Origin of the sequence: Nitrospirillum guaranorum (assembly GCF_034653275.1) — a bacterium.
Classification (GTDB): Bacteria; Pseudomonadota; Alphaproteobacteria; order Azospirillales; family Azospirillaceae; genus Nitrospirillum.
Window position 1 is genome coordinate 1917420 of sequence record NZ_JAYEES010000003.1, and the last position, 20444, is coordinate 1937863.

The following is a 20444-nucleotide window of genomic DNA, read 5'->3' on the forward strand; positions in this document are numbered from 1 at the left end:
AGATAGAGAAAACCCCGGAGCGGCCGCCCCGGGGTTTTTGTTTGGGTTTGAAAGGGGCGCGTCAGCCGTGGGCCAGGATGGCCAGCAGCAGCAGCGCCACGATGTTGGTGATCTTGATCATGGGGTTCACGGCGGGGCCGGCCGTGTCCTTGTAGGGATCGCCCACGGTGTCGCCGGTCACGGCCGCCTTGTGCGCGTCCGAGCCCTTGCCGCCGTGGTGCCCTTCCTCGATGTACTTCTTGGCGTTGTCCCAGGCGCCGCCGCCCGACGTCATGGAAATGGCGACGAACAGCCCGGTGACGATGACGCCCAGCAGCATGGCGCCCACCGCCGAGAACGCCGCCCCCTTGCCGGCGATGGCGTTGATGACGAAGTACAGCGCCACCGGCGCCAGCACCGGCAGCAGCGAGGGGATGATCATCTCCTTGATGGCGGCGCGGGTCAGCAGATCCACGGCCTGGCCGTAGTCCGGCTTGGACGTGCCGGCCATGATGCCGGTGTTCTCGCGGAACTGGCGCCGCACCTCCTCCACCACCGAGCCGGCGGCGCGGCCCACCGCTGTCATGCCCATGGCGCCGAACAGGAAGGGCAGTAGCCCGCCCAGGATCAGGCCCACGACGACGAAGGGGTTGTCCAATCCGAAATCCAGCTTGCCCGACAGGTCGGCGAAGTAGGGATAGTCGGTCGGGTTGGCCATGAAGTAATGCAGGTCCTCGTTATAGGCGGCGAACAGCACCAGGGCGCCCAGGCCGGCCGAGCCGATGGCGTAGCCCTTGGTCACCGCCTTGGTGGTGTTGCCCACCGCGTCCAGCGCGTCGGTGGTCACCCGTACCTCCGCCGGCAGGTCCGCCATCTCCGCGATGCCGCCGCCGTTGTCGGTGACGGGGCCGTAGGCGTCCAGGGCCACGATCATGCCGGCCAGGGCCAGCATGCTGGTGACGGCGATGGCGATGCCCATCAGGCCCGCCATGAGGTGCGTCACCAGGATGGCGGCGCAGATGACGACGGCCGGCAGGGCCGTCGACTCCATGGAGATGGCCAGGCCCTGGATGACGTTGGTGCCGTGGCCGGTGGTGGAGCTTTGCGCCACCGACTTCACCGGCCGGTAGTTGGTGCCGGTGTAGTACTCGGTGATCCAGACGATCAGCGCGGTGACCACCAGGCCGACAACGGCGCAGCCGTACAGCGTCTGGCCGGTGAACTCCCTGCCGTTGACGGAGAAGGCGGTCTGCAGATGGTCGGGCAGCACCCAATAGGTGACGGCCCAGATGCCGGCCAGGGACAGGACGCCGGTGGCGATCAGGCCCTTGTACAGCGCCCCCATGATGTTGCCGCTGGACCCCAGCCGCACGAAGTAGGTGCCGATGATGGAGGTGATGATGCAGACGCCGCCGATGGCCAGCGGGTACAGCATCAGGGGCGCCAGCAGGTCGGTTCCGGCGAAGAAGATGGAGGCCAGCACCATGGTCGCCACCGTGGTGACGGCATAGGTCTCGAACAGGTCGGCGGCCATGCCGGCGCAGTCGCCCACGTTGTCGCCCACGTTGTCGGCGATGACGGCGGGGTTGCGGGGATCATCCTCTGGGATGCCCGCCTCGACCTTGCCCACCAGGTCGGCGCCCACATCCGCCCCCTTGGTGAAGATGCCGCCGCCCAGGCGCGCGAAGATGGAGATGAGCGAGGCGCCGAAGCCCAGCGCCACCAGGGCGTCGACCAGCGGCCGCCCCGTGATCTCCAGTTGGGAAAGCAGTCCGAAATAGCCGGAGACGCCCAGGAGCGCCAGGCCCGCCACCAGCATGCCGGTGACGGCGCCGGAGCGGAAGGCGATGGACAAGCCCGCCGCCAAGCCCTGGCGCGACGCTTCCGCCGTACGCACGTTGGCGCGGACGGAGACGTTCATGCCGATATAGCCCGCCGCCGCCGACAGCACGGCGCCCACGACGAAGCCCAGGGCGACGTACCATTTCAGCGTGACGTACAGCAGGATGGCGATGACGACGCCCACCACGGCGATGGTGCGGTACTGGCGGTTGAGGTACGCCCCCGCCCCCTCTTGGATGGCCGCCGCGATTTCCAGCATGCGGGGATTGCCCGGGCTGGCGGAGAGCACGGACCTGGCGGTGAAAAGACCATAGAGCACGGCCAAGGCGCCGCACCCCCACACGAAGGGAAGCACTCCTGTCATGTCGTTTCCTTTTCCCAGACTGGTTTCCCAGAGCCGGCGCCGCCCCAATTCTGGACGCTGGGTGTCGGTCGCCGTTTCAGCCTGAAAAAAGTGACATGGAAACAGGGCTTAAGCAATCGCCCCGCAAGATGGCGTCTAAAGGGTCAGAAAGTAAAACCGGGTGTCGACCGCCATGCGAGGAAAGGATGGGGGTAACTCGTCGGGATTAATCTGGAAAAAACCGCTTTTTTCATAAAAGCGATGGGCCGCCAGGAACTTAGCGGTCGTGCCCAAATACACGGCCCGCAGCGCCCGGTCCCTGGCATGTGCCAGCAAAGCCGTCAGCAGGCGGGTGGCCAGCCGGTGTGGCTCTCCCCGGTGACTGGCCGCCACGAACATCTTGCGCAAGGCGGACGCGCCGTCGCCGATATCCTTCAGCGCGATGGTGCCGACGATGCGGTCGCCCGCCACCGCCACCCAGAATTCCCCGGCACCCTGTTGGTAAAAGCCTGGAATGTCCCGCAGATCCGGTTGTTCGCCATAGGTGATGGGAATATCGAACTCTTCCCGCTGGATGGGGATGATCAGGTCGGCGATGCCCGACTCGTCACCCGGGCGGTAGGGGCGGATGAGCACATCCGTCCCCATCAATAAGCCGGGTGCTGGTTGACGGCCTGGATCAGCACATCATCGACCACGCCCTCGCCCATCACCTTGGGCGTGGCCTCGATCAGCCAGCGCCGCACCGCCACCACGTCGATCACCTGCCCGGCCTTGATCTGCTGCTGGCCCAGCTTGCCGTACAGCGTCTCGATATAGGCGTTCTGCAGGATGTAGCGCCGTTCCTTGACCTTGTCCTTGGCCTCGTCGCTGGCCACCTGGATCTGCACCTGCAGCAACAGGTTCTGCTCGATCTGCTTGTCGCCCATGACGGGCAGGACGAAGGGGCCGATGTCCACGAACTGCGGCGGGCCCGCGGGCTTCTTCTTTTCCTCCTCCACCTTGGGCTGGCCGTCCTTGTGGACCAGGAAGATGTAGCCGCCCACGCCGGCACCGATCAGGGCCAGCAGCGCCACCACCAGGAAAAGGATTTTCTTCATCGATACGTATCCAACGGAAAGAACGCCGGGGCGAAGCCCCGCCCCTCGACACCATCCTGGCGCCTGGACGTTAAAAAACCGTGCCCGGCCAAGGGTGGGACGGCCCCGCAGCCCCACCCCGTCGGCACAATAGACCAGGATCAGAAGTGCTGCCAGCCGGCGGCGCGGGGGGTGATGTCCCGGCCCATGGCGTCCACCAGCCGGGCGGGACCGGTGCCGTCGGTGTAGCCGCCGCCGGCCGCCAGGGGGCGCAGGCTGCCGATCTCGGTGATGGTCAGCTTGGCCTTGGCCGCCGCCGCCATGACGGCGGCGCGCTTGGCCGGCGGGACGGTGAACACCACCTCGTAATCCTCGCCACCCGTGGCCAGGTCGGTGATGGTGCACGCGTGCCCGGCCAGCATGCGGCGGGCGGGCGGCGACAGGGGAACGCGGCCGGCCTCCACCACCGCCACCAGGCCGCTTTCACGCACGATGTGCCCCAGGTCGGCCAGCAGGCCGTCCGACACGTCGGCCGACGCGGTGGCGCCGGCGCGCAACACCGGGCCCACGCCCAAGCGCGGCCGGGGGCGATAGAAGCGGTCCAGCAGGAACTGGCGGTCGTCCTCGGGCACGGGGCCCTTGCGCTGGCGGACCAGGGCCAGGCCCAGCGTGGCGTCGCCGATGGTGCCGGTGACGAAGACCAGGTCGCCCGGCCCGGCGCCGACGCGGCGGACGGCCGTGCCGGCGTCGATCAGGCCCAGGGCGCTGATGGCCAGGGTGATGGGCCCATCGGTGACGGTGCTGTCCCCGCCCAGCAGGTGGATGCCGAACTCCGCCTGGTCGGCGGCCAGGCCACCGGCGAATCCGGCCAGCCATTCCTCCGGCAGGGTGCGCGGCAGGCTGGTCACCAGACTATAAGCCAGGGGATCCGCCCCCTTGGCCGCCAGGTCGGACAGGTTGGTGCGCAGCAGCTTGCCGGCCACCAGGCCGGGCGCGTCGTCGGGGAAGAAATGGACGCCGGCCACCATGGCGTCGGTGGTGACCACCAGTTCCTTGCCCGGTGGCACGCTGACATAGGCGGCGTCGTCGCGCAGGCCCTGCGCCCCGGGGAAGCCCTGGGCCAGCGGACGGAAATAACGGGCGATGCGGTCGAATTCCCCCAGCGGTTGGTCGGCGCCCTTGTCCGGCTTGGCGGCGGCAGGCGCCGGGGCGCAGGGATCGGTACCCGTATCCACCATCCGCTGGGTCAACCTCTCAACGTCGGGGCGGGCCTCAGCCCTGGGCGCCCTCTTGGCCGCCGGCGCGGGACGCCAGTTCATCCGGGCGCACGATGCGCGCGACCTTGTCCAGAACGCCGTTGATCATGCCGGGTTCCCGGCCGGCGAAGAAGCCGTGGGCGACGTCGATGTAGTCGTTGATGACGATGCGGGCGGCGGTGTCGCCACCGGCCAGCAGTTCCCACGCGCCGGCGCGCAGGATGGCGCGCAGCAGCAGTTCCAGCCGGTCCAGGTGCTGGCGGTCCAGCGCCTGGCTCAGCACCGGGTCGATCTCATGCTGGCGCGAGGTGGCGCCACGCACGATGGCGGCGAACAACTCCCCATCCGCCGAGACGTAGCGGTCGCCATCCAGTTCCTGGCCCAGGCGGAAATTGGCGTACTCGGTGATGATCACCTCGGGGGAGCTTTCCGTCAGCTCGATCTGGTACAGCGCCTGCACGGCGTTCAGGCGGGCGGCGCTGCGCCGCGCCTTGGCGGAACCGGCCCGCTTGGGCGTGGGAAGCTTCACTTCCGGCGTGGGCGTGGGGGTGGTGACCTTTTTGCGGGGAGCCATGATGTCGGGAACGCTTTTCGCCAGGAAGGAAGGGGAATCGGAAAGTAGGGAAAGATGCGGCAGCCGGGCTCGCCGGCCAACCGAAAAATCATCCGGCATAGCGGGCCTGCCCGTAAAGCGGCCACCGAGACGCGGCAGACACCAACGGCAGGCCGCACCCTTTTAGGCTGCGACCACCCGCCGCTTGAGGGCGCACAAACTACCGCGTGTTCAGCCGGAACTGCCGCTTCAGCTCGATCATCTCCAGGCAGGCGCGGGCCGCCTCCCCGCCCCGGTTCTTCTGCGCCACCGCCGCGCGGGCCCAGGCCTGCTCCCGATTCTCCACGGTCAGCACGCCGTAGCCCAGCGCCAGGGTGTGGCGCAGCACCAGCTCGTTCAGGCCCCGGGCGCATTCGGCGGCCACGGTGTCGTAGTGCGTGGTCTCGCCCCGGATGAGGCAGCCCAGCGCCACATAGCCGTCGAAGCGGCGGCGGCCGGAATAGAAGTCCATGGACTTCACGGCGTACTGCAGGGCCGCCGGCAGTTCGAACGTTCCCGGCACCTGGAAATGCTCGTACGTCGCGCCGGCCCGGCTGATCTCGGCCACGGCCCCGCGCACCAGTTCCTCGCCGATGTCCTCGTAGAACCGGGCCTCGACGATCATGATGTGGGGGGCTTCGGCCAAGCGGCGGCTCCTCTAAGCGACCGGCGGACGCGGCGGGATGGCGCGCTGGCTGAGGATGGTCAGGCCGTAACCCTCGACACCCACCAGGGTTTTGGGGTTGTTGGTCAGCAGGTGCAGCTCCTTGACCCCCAGGTCCAGCAGGATCTGGGCGCCCACACCGTAGTCGCGCAGCTGGCCGCCGTCGGGCGCGCCGGCGCCATCCAGCGCCCGCAGCCGGTCCAGCAGGGAGAAGGGCTGCGCGTCGCGGATGACGACGATGACGCCCCGCCCCTCGCGCGCCACGGTGGCCATGGCGATGTCCAGGTCGCCGGCGCCCTGGCGGCGGACGTCGCCCAGCAGGTCGTGCACCACCTCCAGCGCGTGCATGCGCGCCAGCACCGGCCGGCCGTCATCCACATCGCCCATGACCAGGGCCAGATGCTCCGCCCCGGTGATCCGGTTCTTGTAGACGTGCACGGTGAAGTGGCCGCCGTGGCGGCTTTCGATGGCGGTGGTGTAGGTGCGCTCCACCAGCGTCTCGGTGCGACGGCGATAGGCGATCAGGTCGGCGATGGTGCCGATCTTCAGCCCGTGCTCGGCGGCGAAGGGCAGCAGGTCCGGCAGGCGGGCCATGGTGCCGTCGTCCCTCATGATCTCGCAGATCACGCCGGCCGGCAGCTTGCCCGCCAGGCGGGCGAAGTCCACCGCCGCCTCCGTATGGCCGGCGCGGACCAGCACGCCGCCGTCGCGCGCCACCAGCGGGAAGATGTGGCCGGGACTGGCGATGTCCTGCGGGCCGCTGTTGGGATCGATGGCGACGGCGATGGTGCGGGCGCGGTCGGGGGCGGAAATGCCGGTGGTGACCCCTTCCCGCGCCTCGATCGACACGGTGAAGGCCGTCTGGTGGCGCGAGGCGTTGTCCCGCGACATCAGCGGCAGGTTCAGCCGGTTGATCTGGGCCGTGTCCATGGACAGGCAGATCAGGCCGCGGCCGTGGCGGGCCATGAAGTTCACGGCGGCCGCGTCACAGCATTCCGCCGGGATGACCAGGTCGCCCTCATTCTCGCGGTCCTCGTCATCCACCAGGATGAACATGCGGCCGGCGCGGGCCTCCTCGATCAGTTCCTCAGGCGTGGACAGGGCCACGGAGACCGGCGTGTTGCTCATTATTTCGTTTCCGCGAGACGGGCGACGTAGCGCGCCAGCATGTCGACTTCCAGATTGATCACTCCGCCAGCCTTCAGGTGCTGGAAGGTGGTCTTTTCCTGGGTGTGGGGGATGATATTGATGCCGAAGCGCGTGCCCGCGACCGAGTTCACGGTCAGCGACACGCCATCCAGCGCCACCGAGCCCTTGGCGGCGATGAAGCGCGCCAGATACGGCGGCGCGTCGAACCACCAGCGCTGGCTGTCGCCGTCCGGCTGCACGCCGACAATGTTGATGACGCCGTCGACATGGCCATAGACCAGGTGGCCGCCCAACTCGTCCCCCAGGCGCAAGGACCGCTCCAGATTCACGGGCGTGCCGGCCTGCCAAGTGCCGGTGGTGGTCTTGGAATGGGTCTCGGCCGACACGTCCACCTTGAACCAGCCCCGGCCGCCGTCCTGACCACCATCCTGGCCCTTCTCGACCACGGTGAGGCAGACGCCGTTGCAGGCGATGGAGGCGCCGATGGCGACCGTCTCCAGGTCGAACCCGGTGGCGATGGTGAAACGGGTATCGCCACGCCGTTCAACAGCGGTGACCTGCCCGACATCCGTGATGAGTCCGGTAAACATGGGCGACAAACTAGGCCCGGCCGCCCCGGCTGGCGAGCACAAAATGGCGGCGTTTCCCGCGCGAAACCGCAAACCGGTCACCCGATGCGGCGATAGCTCTCGGCCTTGTCATCGCCGGCCGGACGCACGTCCACGAGACTGAAGCGCGGCGCGGCGTTCAGCCGCTCCAGCCCGAAGCCCTGGGCCGCCGCCAGGCCGTCGCCGCCGATGACCTTGGACGCCCGGTACCATTCCAGGCGGTCCACCAGATCCTCCTTGAAGAGGGAGGCGGCCAACTGCGCCCCACCCTCCACCAGCACCCGGGTCAGGCCGCGCCCGCCCAGGGCTGCCAGCACGGCGGCCAGCGGCATGACGCCGTCGGCGTCGGCAGGGATCTCGATGATGTCCACCCCGCATTCCTGATAGGCGCGGCGGCGGGTGGCGTCGCCGCCGGCCAGGGTCGCCACCCACACCGGCACGCGGCGGGCGTCGCACACCAGGCGGCTGGTCAGCGGCAAGCGCAGGCGCCTGTCCACCACGATGCGGATGGGGGAGCGGTCCTCCAGCCCTGGCAGGCGGCAGGTCAGCTCCGGATCATCGGCCAGGGCGGTGCCGATGCCCACCATGATGGCGTCGTGGATGCTGCGCAGGCCGTGCCCCCAGGAGCGGGCGACGGGGCCGGTGATCCATTGGCTTTCATGCGCCTTGGTGGCGATGCGGCCGTCCAGGGTGGTGGCCAGCTTCAGGGTCACCATGGGGCGGCCCTCGGTGACGCGGCGCAGGAAGCCCTCGGTCACCAGCCGCGCCTCCTCGTCCAGCAGGCCCATGTCCACGGTGATGCCGGCGTCGCGCAGGCGGGTGACGCCCCGGCCGGAGACGCGGGGGTCGGGATCGCCGATGGCGACGACCACGCGCTTGATGCCGGCCGCCACCAGGGCGTCGGCGCAGGGCGGCGTCTTGCCGACGTGGCTGCAGGGTTCCAGCGTGACGTAGGCGGTGGCCCCCTCCGCCGCGTTGCCGGCCTGGGCCAGGGCCACCGTCTCGGCATGCGGACGCCCGCCGGGCTGGGTCCAGCCCCGGCCCACCACGCGGCCGTCCTTGACGATGACGCAGCCCACCGCCGGGTTGGGCCAGCAACGCCCCAGCCCGCGCGAGGCGAGCGAAAGTGCCGCGCGCATGTGCGCGACGTCGTCGGCGGTGTGGTGATGGGGCATGGTGGACATGGGAACGCGGCCTCTCCTCAGTCCATAGGATGGGCCGTCAGGCGGGGCCCGTTCAAGCCCCGCCTGGAGGTATCATATCGTCAGGCTTCAGGATCGGTCTTAAGATGGCCGACGAACTCATTGAAATCGGCCACTTCGCGGAAGTCCTTGTAGACCGAGGCATAGCGGATGTAGGCGATCTGGTCCAACTGGGCCAGCGTGTCCATCACCATGCTGCCGATCTGCTTGGACGGGATTTCCGTCTCACCGGACGATTCCAGCTGGCGAACGATGGAGTTCACCACCCGGTCGATACGGTCGGCGTCCACCGGCCGCTTGCGCAAGGCGACCCGCATCGACCGCAAGACCTTTTCGCGGTCGAAGGGTTCGCGCTGCCCGGTCGCCTTCACCACGGTCAACTCGCGCAGCTGCACGCGCTCGAACGTCGTGAACCGCGCGCCGCAGGAGGGGCAGAAGCGGCGGCGGCGGATGGCGGAGTTATCCTCGGTGGGCCGAGAATCCTTCACCTGGGTGTCGTCGTTACCACAAAACGGGCAGCGCATTACTCCTGGTCCCCCTCCGTGTAAGGCCGTTCAACCAGCCTTGTTTCAGTAAATCGGGAAACGGCGGCAGAGCGCCTGAACCTTTTCCCGCACCCGCGCCTCGGCGGCCGAGTTGTCGCCGTTGGACTTGGCCAGCGCGTCCAGCACCTCGATGATCATCTCGCCGACCTGGCGGAATTCTTCGGTGCCGAAGCCGCGCGTGGTGGCGGCCGGGGTGCCCAGGCGGACACCGGAGGTCACCATCGGCTTTTCCGGGTCGAAGGGCACGCCGTTCTTGTTGCAGGTCATGCCGGCGTGTTCCAGGCTGACCTCGGCGTCACGGCCGGTCAGCTTCTTGGGACGCAGGTCGACCAGCACGATGTGGCTGTCGGTGCCGCCGGACACGATGTCCAGGCCGCCCTTGATCAGCACGTCGGCCAGCACCTGGGCGTTGGCCTTCACCTGGGCGGCGTATTCCTTGAACTCGGGCTTCAGCGCCTCGCCGAAGGCCACGGCCTTGGCGGCGATGACGTGCATCAGCGGGCCGCCCTGCAGGCCGGGGAACACCGCCGAGTTGATCTTCTTGCCCAGGTCCAGGTCGTTGGACAGGATCATGCCGCCGCGCGGACCGCGCAGGGTCTTGTGCGTGGTGGTGGTGACGATGTGGGCGTGCGGCAGCGGGCTGGGATAGACGCCGGCGGCGACCAGGCCCGCGTAATGGGCCATGTCCACCATCAGATAGGCGCCGATCTCATCCGCGATGGCGCGGAAGCGGGCGAAGTCGATCTCCCGCGGGTAGGCGGAGGCGCCGGCGATGATCAGCTTGGGCTTGTGCTCGCGGGCCTTGGCCTCCATCGCCTCGTAATCAATGCGGTGGTCTTCCGGGCGCACGCCATAGCTGACGACGTTGAACCACTTGCCGGACTGGTTGGCGGCGGACCCGTGGGTCAGGTGGCCGCCGTGGGTCAGGTCCATGCCCATGAAGGTGTCGCCCGGCTTCAGCAGGGCCATGAACACCGCCTGGTTGGCCTGCGCGCCGGAATGCGGCTGCACGTTGGCGTAGGCGCAGTTGAACAGGGCCTTGGCGCGGTCGATGGCCAGCTGCTCGGCCACGTCGACATACTCGCAGCCACCATAATAGCGCTTGGACGGGTAGCCTTCGGCGTACTTGTTGGTCAGGACGGAGCCCTGGGCCTCCAGCACGGCGCGGGAAACGATGTTCTCCGACGCGATCAGCTCGATCTGGTCCTGCTGCCGGCGCAGCTCGTCACCAATGACGCGGGCCAGGTCGGGATCGGCCGCCGCGAGCGTGTCGCTGAAGAAACCAGCGCTTTGAGTAAAAGCCATTCTGACAACCCTCTGTGATGCGGATCCGCGTCGTCTGGACCCGCGCCGGGGCGCCGGTCCCGGGAAGCGCCTCAGCCCAGCATGGCAACGCGCCGGGCGTGACGTCCCCCTTCATACGGCGTGGACAGGAAAGCCAAGGTGCAATCGCGCGCCACCTCCAGCCCGACGATGCGGGCCCCGAGCACCAGGACGTTGGCGTCGTTGTGCTGGCGGCAGAGACGGGCGGTGGTGATGTCGTGGCATAGGGCCGCGCGGACATGGCGGTGCCGGTTGGCGGCGATGCTGATGCCGATGCCGGTGCCGCAGATCAGCACGCCGGCCTCGGCCCGGCCGTCGGCCAGGGCGGCGGCCACGGCGTCGGCGAAATTGGGGTAATCGACGCTGGCGGGGCCGTCGGTGCCCAGGTCCAGGACAGCCACGCCCTGCTCTTCCAGCAGCGCCTTCAGCGCGGCCTTCAGCTCGGTGCCGGCGTGATCGGAAGCGATGGCGAACGTCTTGGCGGTCATGAGGCCCAACCTATTTCGTGAACGCACGAACAGGGGGCGCGCCCGCATGGCCCGCCCCTTCGGCGCCGCCCCCGGCCCGGACGCCCGCGAATGGTGCGGCGCCACAAGAAGTGGGGGCTAAAAACCGTGTGGACACTACCAGATGCGCTCTGCCGGCACCAGTTCCGGGATCCGCTGGCGGCGCAGCCAGGATATGCCCCGCACGCCGATCTAAACCCGCTGAACCCGCTGGCGCGCGCGCCAACGCGTGGGGCGTGTACGCGCTGGTGGTTGTGGCGGCCGGCCGACAACGTCCAGTAGAACCATTTGCGCCCGCAATAGCCTGCCAATGCAGCAACTCAACGGTGAAGCCCACAATCCGTCTAAAATTGTCCACATGTGATGGACATCACAATCAATGGGATCCAGCCCAACTATCCCCATCCAAGTCAACACGGCTAAACACTTGGTGAAGGGCATGAAGACCAGCCCTACGTCGATAGGACAAGCCGAATTAACATTGACATAACATTATGACTGTGCGAGGGGTACACCCACTTCGTTCCAATGTGTCAAGGCAGTTGAAATGATTGAACAACAGGACGGCGACCTGCGCGCGTCTCAACTTCTCCGGATGACGTCGGAAATCGTCTCTGCCTATGTTGGCAAAAATGCTCTGCCGGCCCAGCAGATTCCCGAGATCATCAGCACGGTTTACGGCTCTCTGGCCGGCCTCGACATGCCGCAGGTCGAAGCTCAGCCGGAGCCGCAGCGCCCCGCCGTGCCCGTGCGCAAGTCGGTCACCCCCGAATACATCGTCTGCCTGGAAGACGGCAAGAAGCTGAAGATGCTGAAGCGGCATCTGCGCTCGACCTATAACATGACCCCCGACGAATACCGCGCCAAGTGGGGCCTGCCGGCCGACTATCCCATGGTCGCCCCGAACTACGCCGCCCAGCGGTCGGAGTTCGCGAAGAAGATTGGCCTGGGCAAGGCCCCGGCGGACCAGCCGCGCCGCCGCGCGTCCTGAGTCATCGAATGACGGCCCAGCCCCTCCGAGGCTGGGCCGACCAATGAAAAACCGCCGCCCCAACAGGAGCGGCGGTTTTTCATTTTTGGCTCAGAACAAAGACTTGGCTGGTGGTTCAGACCAGGATGCCGCGCGGCTTGTTACGCCGTTTCGCCAGGACGTACCGCAGCTTGGCCACCGCCACGCGGCGCAAATGTTCCTGCGGCAGGTTGGCCGGCCCCTGGATCGAGACCTCGACGCCCGTGTTGGCGTCGATGGCGGTCGCCTTCACGATCTGACCGATCCGATGGTATTCGACATAGACTTCGTCGTTCCCGGCCATCATCCGGCACCCTGCTTGAAAATAAACGCCGGCGTTCAGGCGGCGGAACTGGCAGGATAATTGGTGTAGTCCAGGGCCGAGGTCCAGAACCGCTCCAGCTTGCGCATCAGTTCGTTGGCCTTGTTCAACTCATCCGCCGACAGACCCGCCTCACCCAGCGCGCCCACCTGGCGCTCGAACAGGGTGTTGATCTTGTCGCGCAGGGCGATGCCCTTGTCGGACAGGCGGACGCGCACGGACCGGCGATCATGGGCCGACCGCTCCTGCGTCAGGTAGCCGTTCTCATGCATCTTCTTGACGTTGTAGGAGACATTCGACCCCAGGTAGTACCCCCGCGCGGTCAACTCCCCCACCGTCAGCTCATCCTCACCGATATTGTAGAGAATCAAGCTCTGGACGTTGTTGATGTCCTGCACACCCTGCCGGTCCAGTTCCACCTTCAGCACTTCCAGAAAGTGCCGATGCAGCCTTTCGATCAACAGGATGCTGTCGTAGTAAGGTTGCTTCAAAGCCCTCTCCTTCACACTGAACCGACGACATAGAGTGTTCGCCGGCAAGTAAACCGGCATGAACCATTTGGGATACGTAGATTCCATTGGACGGACAAGACTTTAACGCATCGCCCCCGGGTAATCGACCCGATAATGTAAGAAATGCTCAGAATCTGGCGGTTAAGCCAACCCAAACCTACCCCGAAAGGACAGGTCGGTTATCCGTTTATCCGGCATATCTCTTCCGGAGGGATAGCCGGGCCGATTCCCGCCCGGCCTGCCGCTTCGGTGTACGTCAATCGGTGAAGGTGAGATCCCCCGACGGCACCGGCTGGAAGTGCCGCTCCACCTCAGACTCGGATACCTCGGCCAGGGTCGCCGGCCGCCATTTTGGTTGGCGGTCCTTATCCACCAGCTGGGCCCGGATGCCTTCGTAAAAGTCGTGGCCGGCCATCACCGCCTGGGTCATGCGGTATTCCATGACCAGCACGTCCTCGATCTCCAGCGACACGCCCCGGCGCAGTTGGCTCAAGGTCACCTTCAGGCTGGTGGGCGACATCTGCGACAGGGTCTTCACCGTGGCCGATGCCCAGGCGTCGTCGAAACCCTGCGTTTCATCGCACAGGCAGGCCAGGATCTCCTCCACCGTCTCGGCGTTGAAGCTGCGGTCGATCGACGGTGTGTGGGCGGCCAGGGGCGCCTCGCCGGGGAAGGTGGCGTGGCGGGCCAGCACGGCGTCGACGGCGGTGTGCGCCTGCGCGCCATAGCTGGCGGCGGCCAGCTCCTCCACCAGCGCCCCCAGCTGGGCGGAAGGGATGTGGTGGGTGGCGATTCCGGCATAGGCGGCGTCGGCGGCGCCCAGCCGGGCGCCGGTCAGCGCCAGGTAGGTGCCCAGCTCCCCCGGCAGGCGGGACAGGAAGTAGCCGCCGCCCACGTCGGGGAACAGGCCGATGCCCGTCTCCGGCATGGCCAGCAGGGTCTTCTCCGTCGTCACCCGGTGGCTGCCGTGCACCGACAGGCCCACGCCGCCCCCCATGGTGATGCCGTCCAGCAGCGCGATGTAGGGCTTGGGATAGCGCTTGATGCGGCGATTCAGCCGGTATTCCTCCCGGAAGAAGTCACGGGCGATGGTGCCGTCCCCCTCCCCGGCCTGCCGGGCCTTGCCGCTGTCCCACACGGCGCGCACGTCGCCGCCGGCGCAGAAGGCGCGGTCCCCGGCCCCCTGGATCACCACCGCCTTGATGGCCGGATCCCGGGCCCAGGCGGCCAGCTGCGGATCGATGACCCGGATCATGTCCAAGGTCAGCGCGTTCAGAGCCTTGGGCCGGTTCAGCAGCACATGGCCGATGGCGCCGCGCACGGTGCAGATGACGTGGGGCTGCTCCGCCTCCAAGTCCACGGTCTTGCTCATTCCCTCATCCCCCGAAGTTCGCCGAGGCCCGTTGGGGCCTTCAAATTTATCTGTGGGGCGGCCCTAGTGCCCCGCCCGTTGACAGGGATCATAGGGAGCGGCACCGGGCAATACCAGCCCGGCGGCCGTCGCCGCCCTGGGCAAGGCAGCGTTGACCTGGGCGGGCGGCCTGCCCCCGTCCGCGCCCTTGAGGGGCGGGGATCCCAGGCGTAGCATTCCCGGCACCGGTTCCTTACCCAACGTCACTCCCAAACGTCTCAAGGACTTGGAGACCTTCCATGGTTGATCATGCCTCCCTGCCCCGCCGCTTCGGCGGCGATCCCCGCCAGCGTCCGCGCCGCAACCGCGTCGACGCCTGGACGCGCCGGCTGGTGGCGGAAACCCGGCTGTCGGTTGACGACCTGATCTGGCCGGTCTTCGTGGTGGATGGGGAGAACCAGCGGGAGCCCGTGACCTCCATGCCGGGGGTGGAGCGGCTCAGCATCGACCTGCTGGTGCCGGCCGTGGCCGAGGCGCGCGACCTGGGCATCCCCTGCGTGGCCCTGTTCCCCTGCCTGTCGGCGGACCAGAAGGACCCCATGGGCAGCGAGGCGACCAACCCCGACAACCTGATGTGCCGGGCCCTGCGCGCCATCAAACGCGAGGTGCCGGACATCGGCACCCTGGGCGACGTGGCGCTGGACCCCTACACCAGCCACGGCCACGACGGCATCGTCACCGACGGCCGCATCCTGAACGATGAGACGGTGGCCGTGCTGGTGCAGCAGTCGCTGGTGCAGGCGGCGGCGGGCTGCGACATCATCGCCCCGTCCGACATGATGGACGGCCGCGTCGGCGCCATCCGTGACGCATTGGACGAGAGCGGGCATGAGCTGACGCGCATCTGCGCCTATGCCGCCAAGTACGCCTCCGCCTTCTACGGCCCCTTCCGCGACGCGGTGAAGACCGGCGGCTTGCTGAAGGGCGACAAGCGCACCTACCAGATGGATTCCGCCAACACCAACGAGGCCCTGCGCGAGGTGCAACTGGACCTGGAGGAAGGTGCCGACATGGTCATGGTGAAGCCGGGCCTGCCCTACCTGGATATCGTCCATCGGGTGAAGGCGGAGTTCGGCGTGCCCACCTTCGCCTACCAGGTCAGCGGAGAGTTCGCCATGATGAAGGCGGCCGCGCAGAACGGCTGGATGGATTACGAGAAGTCGCTGCTGGAAACGCTGCTGGCATTTCGCCGCGCCGGGGCGGACGCCATCCTGACCTACGGCGCCATCGATGCCGCCCGCCTGCTGCGGGCCGGCTACTGATCCCGAAGCGGCGCGGACCGGGATGCCGCCGGTCCGCGCCCTTCCGTCATTCGGGGTCGTGGCAGACGGCCTCGATATTGTGGCCGTCGGGATCCAGCACGAAGGCCCCGTAATAGTTGGGATGATAGTGCGGGCGCAGGCCCGGGGCACCGTTATCGCGGCCACCGGCGGCGAGTGCGGCGGCGTGGAAGGCGTCGACCGTCTTGCGGTCCGGCGCCGCGAAGCTGATGTGCAGGGCCCCACCCTGTAGCCGCCGCCCCGTGCCGATCCAGAAATAGGGTTTGCCGTCGCTGCCGTAGCCGGCATGGGCGCCGGCGCCCGTCATCTCCGCGGTGATGTCCATGAGGCGGGTGATGCCCAACGGGGCCAGGGCGTGGTCGTAAAAGGCGGAGGAGGTCGCGAAGTCGGCGACCGAGAAGCCGATGTGATCCAGCACAGGAATGACCCTCCCATATGTTTATTATCGCGCCCCCATCATGCCAGCGTTTCCAGAAAACGCACCAGGCATCGATCAAGCCATCCACCACCTAAAATAGCGCTCCGCCCCTCGTCCGTGGCATGGAATCCGACGTGCCCCCCTTTGGTCACGACCAGAGGCACCAGCGCCGGATGCGCCGTCCAGTCGAAGGCCAGATAGGGTTCGGGCGCTATCCAGGGATCGTCCAGGGCGTGGATGACCAGGGTGGGCCGGGTGATGGCGGGCAGGAATGGGAGCGCGCTGTTGACACGATAATACTCCTCCGCGTCCCGCCAGCCGTTGGCCGGCGCCACATAGCCGTCGTCGAAGTCATAGATGGTGCGGGCGTGGCGCACCGCCGCCTGACGTTCCGCCTCGGCGGTTCCCGGCTCGGCCGGGGTGGCCAGGGTCTCCGCCTTCATCTGGCGCAGCAGCCACAGATGGTAGGGACGGTTGCGCGCCTTCAGGAAGCGGCGGGAGGTCGCGGACAGGTCGATGGGCGCCGATACGGCCACGCCGCCGCGCACCATGGCGGGCAACTCCCCCACCTCGCCCATCAGCTTCAGCACCATGTTGCCCGCCAGGGAATATCCCACCACCACCACGCCGGCCGCCGTCAAATCCGGCAGGGTGGCGGCCAGGTGGACCAGCACGGCGCGGGCATCCTGCGTGCGGCCAGCGTGGTAGCGCTGGCGCGTCCGGCCGACCAAGGGGCCGGCGCCGCGCAGGTTCAGGCGCAGGACGGCATGGCCGCGCGCCAGCACCGCCCCGGCGGCGGCGCGGATGTAGGCGCTGTCCTCCGACCCCGCCAGGCCATGGACCAGCACCACCAAGGGGCGGGCGTCCGCCGGCGCGGCCGGGCGGTGCAGCGTGCCGGCCAGGCTGTCGCCGCTGCCGTCGTCCATGGGGAAGACCAGCGCCTGTCCCGCCGGCAGGGGATGCCGGGGCCGCCGCAGGGTGTTGCGCAAGGTCTGGAGATCAGGCCCCAGCCACGGCGGGCGCGGCCGGAAGGCCGGATAACCGGGGGGCAGGGGCGGAACGGGGGACGGCAACTTAGCGCAGGAAGTCGCGCACGGCCGCCAGCTGCGCCGGATCCATCAGCGCCGGGGCGTGGCCGGCGTCGGCCACCTCGAACAGCGTGGCCTTGGGGCCCCGCTGCGTCATCGCCCGCGCGATCTCGGCCGTCAGCAGGTCGGACTGCAGGCCGCGGATGGCCAGGACGGGGCAGCGGATCATGCCCCACACCGGCCACAGGTCGACATCGGTGATGGGCTGGGTCTGGAAGGCGCGGGCGATGCCAGTGTCATAGGCCAGGCCCAGCGTGCCGTCGGGCCGCGTCCAATAGCCGTGCTCCGCCAGGTGGCGCCACTGCGCGTCCGTCAGGTCGCCGAAGGGGGCGTAGACCAGGCTGAGATAGCGCTGCACCTCTTCCACCGTGTGGAACACCGGGTTGGTGCCGACATAGGTGCCGATGCGTTCCAGCGCCGCCTTGGGCACCAGCGGGCCGACATCGTTGACCACCAGGCGGGTCACCGGGGTGTCGCCCTGGGCCGCGAGGATCATGCCGATCAGACCGCCCATGGAGGTGCCGACCCAATCCAGGCTTTCCACATCCAGGCGCGCGATCAGGGCCGCCATGTCGGCCAGGTACTGGGGGTAGCCGTAGAGGTCGGGATTGGCCAGCGTGCCGCTCCTGCCCCGGCCCACCACGTCGGGGCAGACCACGCGGGCGCCCAGGCTGTCCGCCAGATGCGCCGCCAGCACGTCGAAGTCGCGGCCGTTGCGGGTCAGGCCATGGCAGCAGACGATGGTGCGGCTGGCATGTCCGGTATCCGGACTCCACTGCGTGTAGGCCAGGCGGTGGAAGCCCAGGGCGGAGAGACCCCGAAGGGTATGTTCGGTCATGGTCGCCATGGGCAAAGCGATACCATGGCCCCCGGCTCGGGGAAAGCCCACCCTTGGCCAAAGGGCGAGGCGTGACCATATGGCGCCCATTGTTCGTTCGGGGTGGTGTTCATTCCGGATGGGTACCGATCCCGGGCCGCCGCGCGGGGCTATCCCACAGGCGCTCCATTTAGGATTTGTCGCGCCGGCCCCGGCCCCGGTTACACTGCCCTGGTTATACTGTTCGTCCAAGGTTTCAAGGCATAAGGGGAGACCGGCTTGGCCAGCGCGGGTGGCGACGAGAAGGCGCCCATCATCATCAAGAAGGTGAACAAGGGCGGCGACGGGCACCACGGCGGCGCCTGGAAGGTGGCGTACGCCGACTTCGTCACCGCCATGATGGCCTTCTTCCTGCTGCTGTGGCTGCTGAGCGTGACCACGGCGGAGCAGAAGCTGGGCTTGGCCGACTATTTCAGCCCCGCCACCCCATCCAAGCAGGAAAGCGGCGCCGGCGGCGTGCTGGGCGGCAAGACCATCACGGTCAACGGTGCCGCCATGAACAACAGCTCCCCCACATCGGTGGCGGTGCCCCTGCCCTCGCGCCCCCAGGCCTCCAACGCCTTCCAGTCGGTGGAGGACGCCACGGACGAGGCCCAGGGCAAGCCCGACGGCAAGGATGAGAAGACCAGCGGCACCACCGACAACACCGGCGGGCGCAGCGACGGCAGCAAGTCGGGTGACGGCCGGCTGGACATGGACCAGAACGGCGACGGCAAGGTGGATGAGCAGGAACTGAAGCAGGCCCTGGCCCAGCACGAGGACCAGCAGTTCAAGGAGATCGAGAAGGAGCTGCGCCAGGCCATCCAGCAGGTGCCGGAACTGAAGGCCCTGCAGCAGAACGTCATCATGCAGCGCACGCCGGAGGGGGAGCGCCTGAACCTGGTGGACCAGGACGGCTATTCCATGTTCCCGTCCGGCAGCGCCAAGATGAACAGCCAGACGGCCCAGCTCCTGTCCTTGGTGGCGCAGGCGGTGGCCAAGCTGCCCAACAAGGTGTCCATCACCGGCCACACCGACAACACCCCCTTCGCCAATAACGGCGGCGGCAACTACGGCAACTGGGAACTGTCGTCGGATCGCGCCAACGCCAGCCGCCGCGCCCTGGCCGCCGCCGGCGTGGCCGAGGATCGCATCGCCTCCGTCGTGGGGCTGGCCGACCGCGACCCGTTGTTCCCCGAGGATCCCAAGTCGCCCCGCAACCGGCGCATCAGCATCACCGTGCTGCGTGAACATCCCCTGACAGAAACGGCCACGCCACCGGGCGCGGCCGCCACGCCCGCGGGCGTCCGCACCACCCCGGCCGGCCAGCCGGTGCCGCCCCCGCCGCCTTCGGTCACCAGCCGGCCGGAAGGGGGCGGGCGCTAAAGCGTGGGGCGACCGGATAGCCGCTTAATCCGAAAGGGAATGCCACTGGCACGGTCTTACATCTCCCGGTAAAGTTCATCGGGCGCCAACATCGGGTATCGTTTCATCGGGTGCCGGTTCTGAGGGCACCGTTTTGGCCGGCATGGTTCTTGAGTAAGCCAGTATTCAGTAGGCCTAATATTCGCTTATGACGTCCCCTGGCGTATCCTTCCGGGGATACCGTATCATTCCATGAAAGGCGCGGATGTCCGTCATCCCCCCCCATTCCCGGCCGTTGCAGCAATTCTACCGCTCCGGCCCCATGCCCTGCCCCTACCTGCCCGGGCGCATGGAACGCAAGCTGTTCACCCGCCTGGTGGGGCAGCAGGCCAGCGGGGTCAATTCCGCCCTGTCGCGCGCGGGCTTCCGCCGCAGCCACGACATCGTCTACCGGCCGGTCTGCAGCGGCTGCGCCGCCTGCGTGCCGGTGCGCATCCCCGTCGCCACCTTCACCCCCAGCAAGACCATGCGCAAGGTCATGCGCGCCAACGCCGACCTGGTGGCGGGCGTGCAGCCGGCCAGCGCCACGGCGGAACAATTCCAGGTCTTCGCCAGCTATCAGGCCGCGCGCCACAGCGACAGCGACATGAGCCGCATGGGCATGACCGACTATGCCGCCATGATCGAGGAAGGCCAGGTCGACAGCCGGCTGTACACCCTGCGCGACGGCGGCGGCACCCTGATGGGCGCCATCCTGACCGACCGGCTGGATGACGGCTTTTCCGCCGTCTACAGCTTCTACAACCCCGACATGCCGGAACGCAGCCTGGGCACCCATCTGATCCTCACCCTGGTGGACCAGGCCCGCCGCGAGGGCCTGCCCCACGTCTATCTGGGCTATTGGATCGAGGGCAGCCGCAAGATGGATTACAAGCGGCGCTTCCAGCCGCTGGAGGCCTTGGGCCGCGACGGTTGGCTGCCGCTGGATCCGGCGTCCTGACAACGGTTTTTGCCGTCAGACGCCGTCACATTTTCAAAATTCATTGCACAATGCAAAACGCTTCTTTCATTGAGCAAGAGGCACCATCCCATTCG

Annotated in this window: 22 protein-coding genes; 4 read left to right on the plus strand and 18 right to left on the minus strand. The window is 67.8% G+C overall.

Translation table 11 applies throughout. The annotated features are described in order from the left end of the window. Positions 1–61: 61 nt before the first annotated feature. From UAJ10_RS17740 to rpiB, 12 genes are all read right to left on the minus strand, one after another. On the minus strand, positions 62–2185 hold the full coding sequence (locus UAJ10_RS17740) for a sodium-translocating pyrophosphatase (protein WP_322916534.1): 2124 nt from the start codon (positions 2183–2185) through the stop codon (positions 62–64). Positions 2186–2320: 135 nt separating this feature from the next. Next, positions 2321–2812 carry a GNAT family N-acetyltransferase gene (locus tag UAJ10_RS17745; protein ID WP_322916535.1) on the minus strand — a complete coding sequence of 164 codons (492 nt, stop codon included), beginning with the start codon at positions 2810–2812 and terminating at the stop codon, positions 2321–2323. After that, a complete protein-coding gene (locus tag UAJ10_RS17750) occupies positions 2812–3264 on the minus strand; it encodes a flagellar basal body-associated FliL family protein (protein WP_322916536.1) in 453 nt (150 codons plus the stop codon). The genes UAJ10_RS17745 and UAJ10_RS17750 overlap by 1 nt, the downstream gene beginning before the upstream one ends. Before the next feature lie 140 nt (positions 3265–3404). After that, positions 3405–4481 (minus strand): thiamine-phosphate kinase, encoded by a 1077-nt coding sequence (gene thiL, locus UAJ10_RS17755; RefSeq protein ID WP_322916537.1) that lies wholly within the window; start codon positions 4479–4481, stop codon positions 3405–3407. A 34-nt stretch (positions 4482–4515) separates the two neighbouring features. After that, positions 4516–5073: a transcription antitermination factor NusB gene (nusB, locus tag UAJ10_RS17760; RefSeq protein WP_322916538.1), complete on the minus strand. Its 558-nt coding sequence runs from the start codon at positions 5071–5073 to the stop codon at positions 4516–4518. A gap of 199 nt (positions 5074–5272) precedes the next feature. Next, positions 5273–5737 (minus strand): 6,7-dimethyl-8-ribityllumazine synthase, encoded by a 465-nt coding sequence (gene ribH, locus UAJ10_RS17765; RefSeq protein ID WP_322916539.1) that lies wholly within the window; start codon positions 5735–5737, stop codon positions 5273–5275. A 12-nt stretch (positions 5738–5749) separates the two neighbouring features. Next, positions 5750–6883, minus strand: coding sequence for a 3,4-dihydroxy-2-butanone-4-phosphate synthase (ribB, locus tag UAJ10_RS17770; RefSeq protein WP_322916540.1), 1134 nt, complete (start codon positions 6881–6883; stop codon positions 5750–5752). Beyond that, a complete protein-coding gene (locus UAJ10_RS17775) occupies positions 6883–7494 on the minus strand; it encodes a riboflavin synthase (protein ID WP_322916541.1) in 612 nt (203 codons plus the stop codon). Before UAJ10_RS17775 ends, ribB begins: the two co-directional genes overlap by 1 nt. A gap of 77 nt (positions 7495–7571) precedes the next feature. Then, positions 7572–8696: a bifunctional diaminohydroxyphosphoribosylaminopyrimidine deaminase/5-amino-6-(5-phosphoribosylamino)uracil reductase RibD gene (gene ribD / locus UAJ10_RS17780; protein ID WP_322916542.1), complete on the minus strand. Its 1125-nt coding sequence runs from the start codon at positions 8694–8696 to the stop codon at positions 7572–7574. Positions 8697–8776: 80 nt separating this feature from the next. Further along, entirely contained in the window at positions 8777–9238 is a 462-nt protein-coding gene (gene nrdR / locus UAJ10_RS17785; RefSeq protein WP_145730306.1) for a transcriptional regulator NrdR, read from the minus strand. A 45-nt stretch (positions 9239–9283) separates the two neighbouring features. Then, the gene (gene glyA / locus UAJ10_RS17790; protein WP_322916543.1) at positions 9284–10564 is read right to left on the minus strand and encodes a serine hydroxymethyltransferase; all 1281 of its coding nucleotides are present in this window, start codon (positions 10562–10564) and stop codon (positions 9284–9286) included. 71 nt (positions 10565–10635) lie between these two features. Then, a complete protein-coding gene (rpiB, locus tag UAJ10_RS17795; protein WP_322916544.1) occupies positions 10636–11070 on the minus strand; it encodes a ribose 5-phosphate isomerase B in 435 nt (144 codons plus the stop codon). A 565-nt stretch (positions 11071–11635) separates the two neighbouring features. Here rpiB and UAJ10_RS17800 point away from each other — a divergent pair. Continuing rightward, positions 11636–12079, plus strand: coding sequence for a Ros/MucR family transcriptional regulator (locus UAJ10_RS17800; protein WP_322916545.1), 444 nt, complete (start codon positions 11636–11638; stop codon positions 12077–12079). A 115-nt stretch (positions 12080–12194) separates the two neighbouring features. Here UAJ10_RS17800 and UAJ10_RS17805 read toward each other — a convergent pair whose 3' ends face one another. The 3 genes from UAJ10_RS17805 to UAJ10_RS17815 form a co-directional block, all read right to left on the minus strand. Further along, on the minus strand, positions 12195–12401 hold the full coding sequence (locus tag UAJ10_RS17805) for a DUF6898 family protein (RefSeq protein ID WP_322916546.1): 207 nt from the start codon (positions 12399–12401) through the stop codon (positions 12195–12197). A 35-nt stretch (positions 12402–12436) separates the two neighbouring features. Beyond that, complete coding sequence (locus UAJ10_RS17810) at positions 12437–12910, minus strand: MarR family winged helix-turn-helix transcriptional regulator (RefSeq protein ID WP_145615668.1); 474 nt, start codon at positions 12908–12910, stop codon at positions 12437–12439. Between the two features lie 277 nt (positions 12911–13187). Beyond that, on the minus strand, positions 13188–14303 hold the full coding sequence (locus UAJ10_RS17815) for an enoyl-CoA hydratase/isomerase family protein (RefSeq protein ID WP_322916547.1): 1116 nt from the start codon (positions 14301–14303) through the stop codon (positions 13188–13190). 278 nt (positions 14304–14581) lie between these two features. Here UAJ10_RS17815 and hemB point away from each other — a divergent pair, with 278 nt between their 5' ends. Then, positions 14582–15604, plus strand: coding sequence for a porphobilinogen synthase (gene hemB, locus UAJ10_RS17820; RefSeq protein WP_322916548.1), 1023 nt, complete (start codon positions 14582–14584; stop codon positions 15602–15604). A gap of 46 nt (positions 15605–15650) precedes the next feature. Here hemB and UAJ10_RS17825 read toward each other — a convergent pair whose 3' ends face one another. From UAJ10_RS17825 to UAJ10_RS17835, 3 genes are all read right to left on the minus strand, one after another. Beyond that, on the minus strand, positions 15651–16040 hold the full coding sequence (locus UAJ10_RS17825; RefSeq protein ID WP_322916549.1) for a VOC family protein: 390 nt from the start codon (positions 16038–16040) through the stop codon (positions 15651–15653). Positions 16041–16078: 38 nt separating this feature from the next. Beyond that, positions 16079–17029 carry a YheT family hydrolase gene (locus UAJ10_RS17830; protein ID WP_322916550.1) on the minus strand — a complete coding sequence of 317 codons (951 nt, stop codon included), beginning with the start codon at positions 17027–17029 and terminating at the stop codon, positions 16079–16081. A gap of 85 nt (positions 17030–17114) precedes the next feature. Beyond that, on the minus strand, positions 17115–17966 hold the full coding sequence (locus tag UAJ10_RS17835) for an alpha/beta fold hydrolase (protein ID WP_322916551.1): 852 nt from the start codon (positions 17964–17966) through the stop codon (positions 17115–17117). Positions 17967–18224: 258 nt separating this feature from the next. On the opposite strand from UAJ10_RS17835, the gene UAJ10_RS17840 reads away from it, so the two are divergent. Further along, positions 18225–19370, plus strand: a complete 1146-nt coding sequence (locus tag UAJ10_RS17840; protein WP_322916552.1) for a flagellar motor protein MotB — start codon at positions 18225–18227, stop codon at positions 19368–19370. Positions 19371–19614: 244 nt separating this feature from the next. Beyond that, positions 19615–20349 carry an arginyltransferase gene (locus UAJ10_RS17845; RefSeq protein WP_322916553.1) on the plus strand — a complete coding sequence of 245 codons (735 nt, stop codon included), beginning with the start codon at positions 19615–19617 and terminating at the stop codon, positions 20347–20349. The last annotated feature ends 95 nt before the right edge of the window (positions 20350–20444 follow it).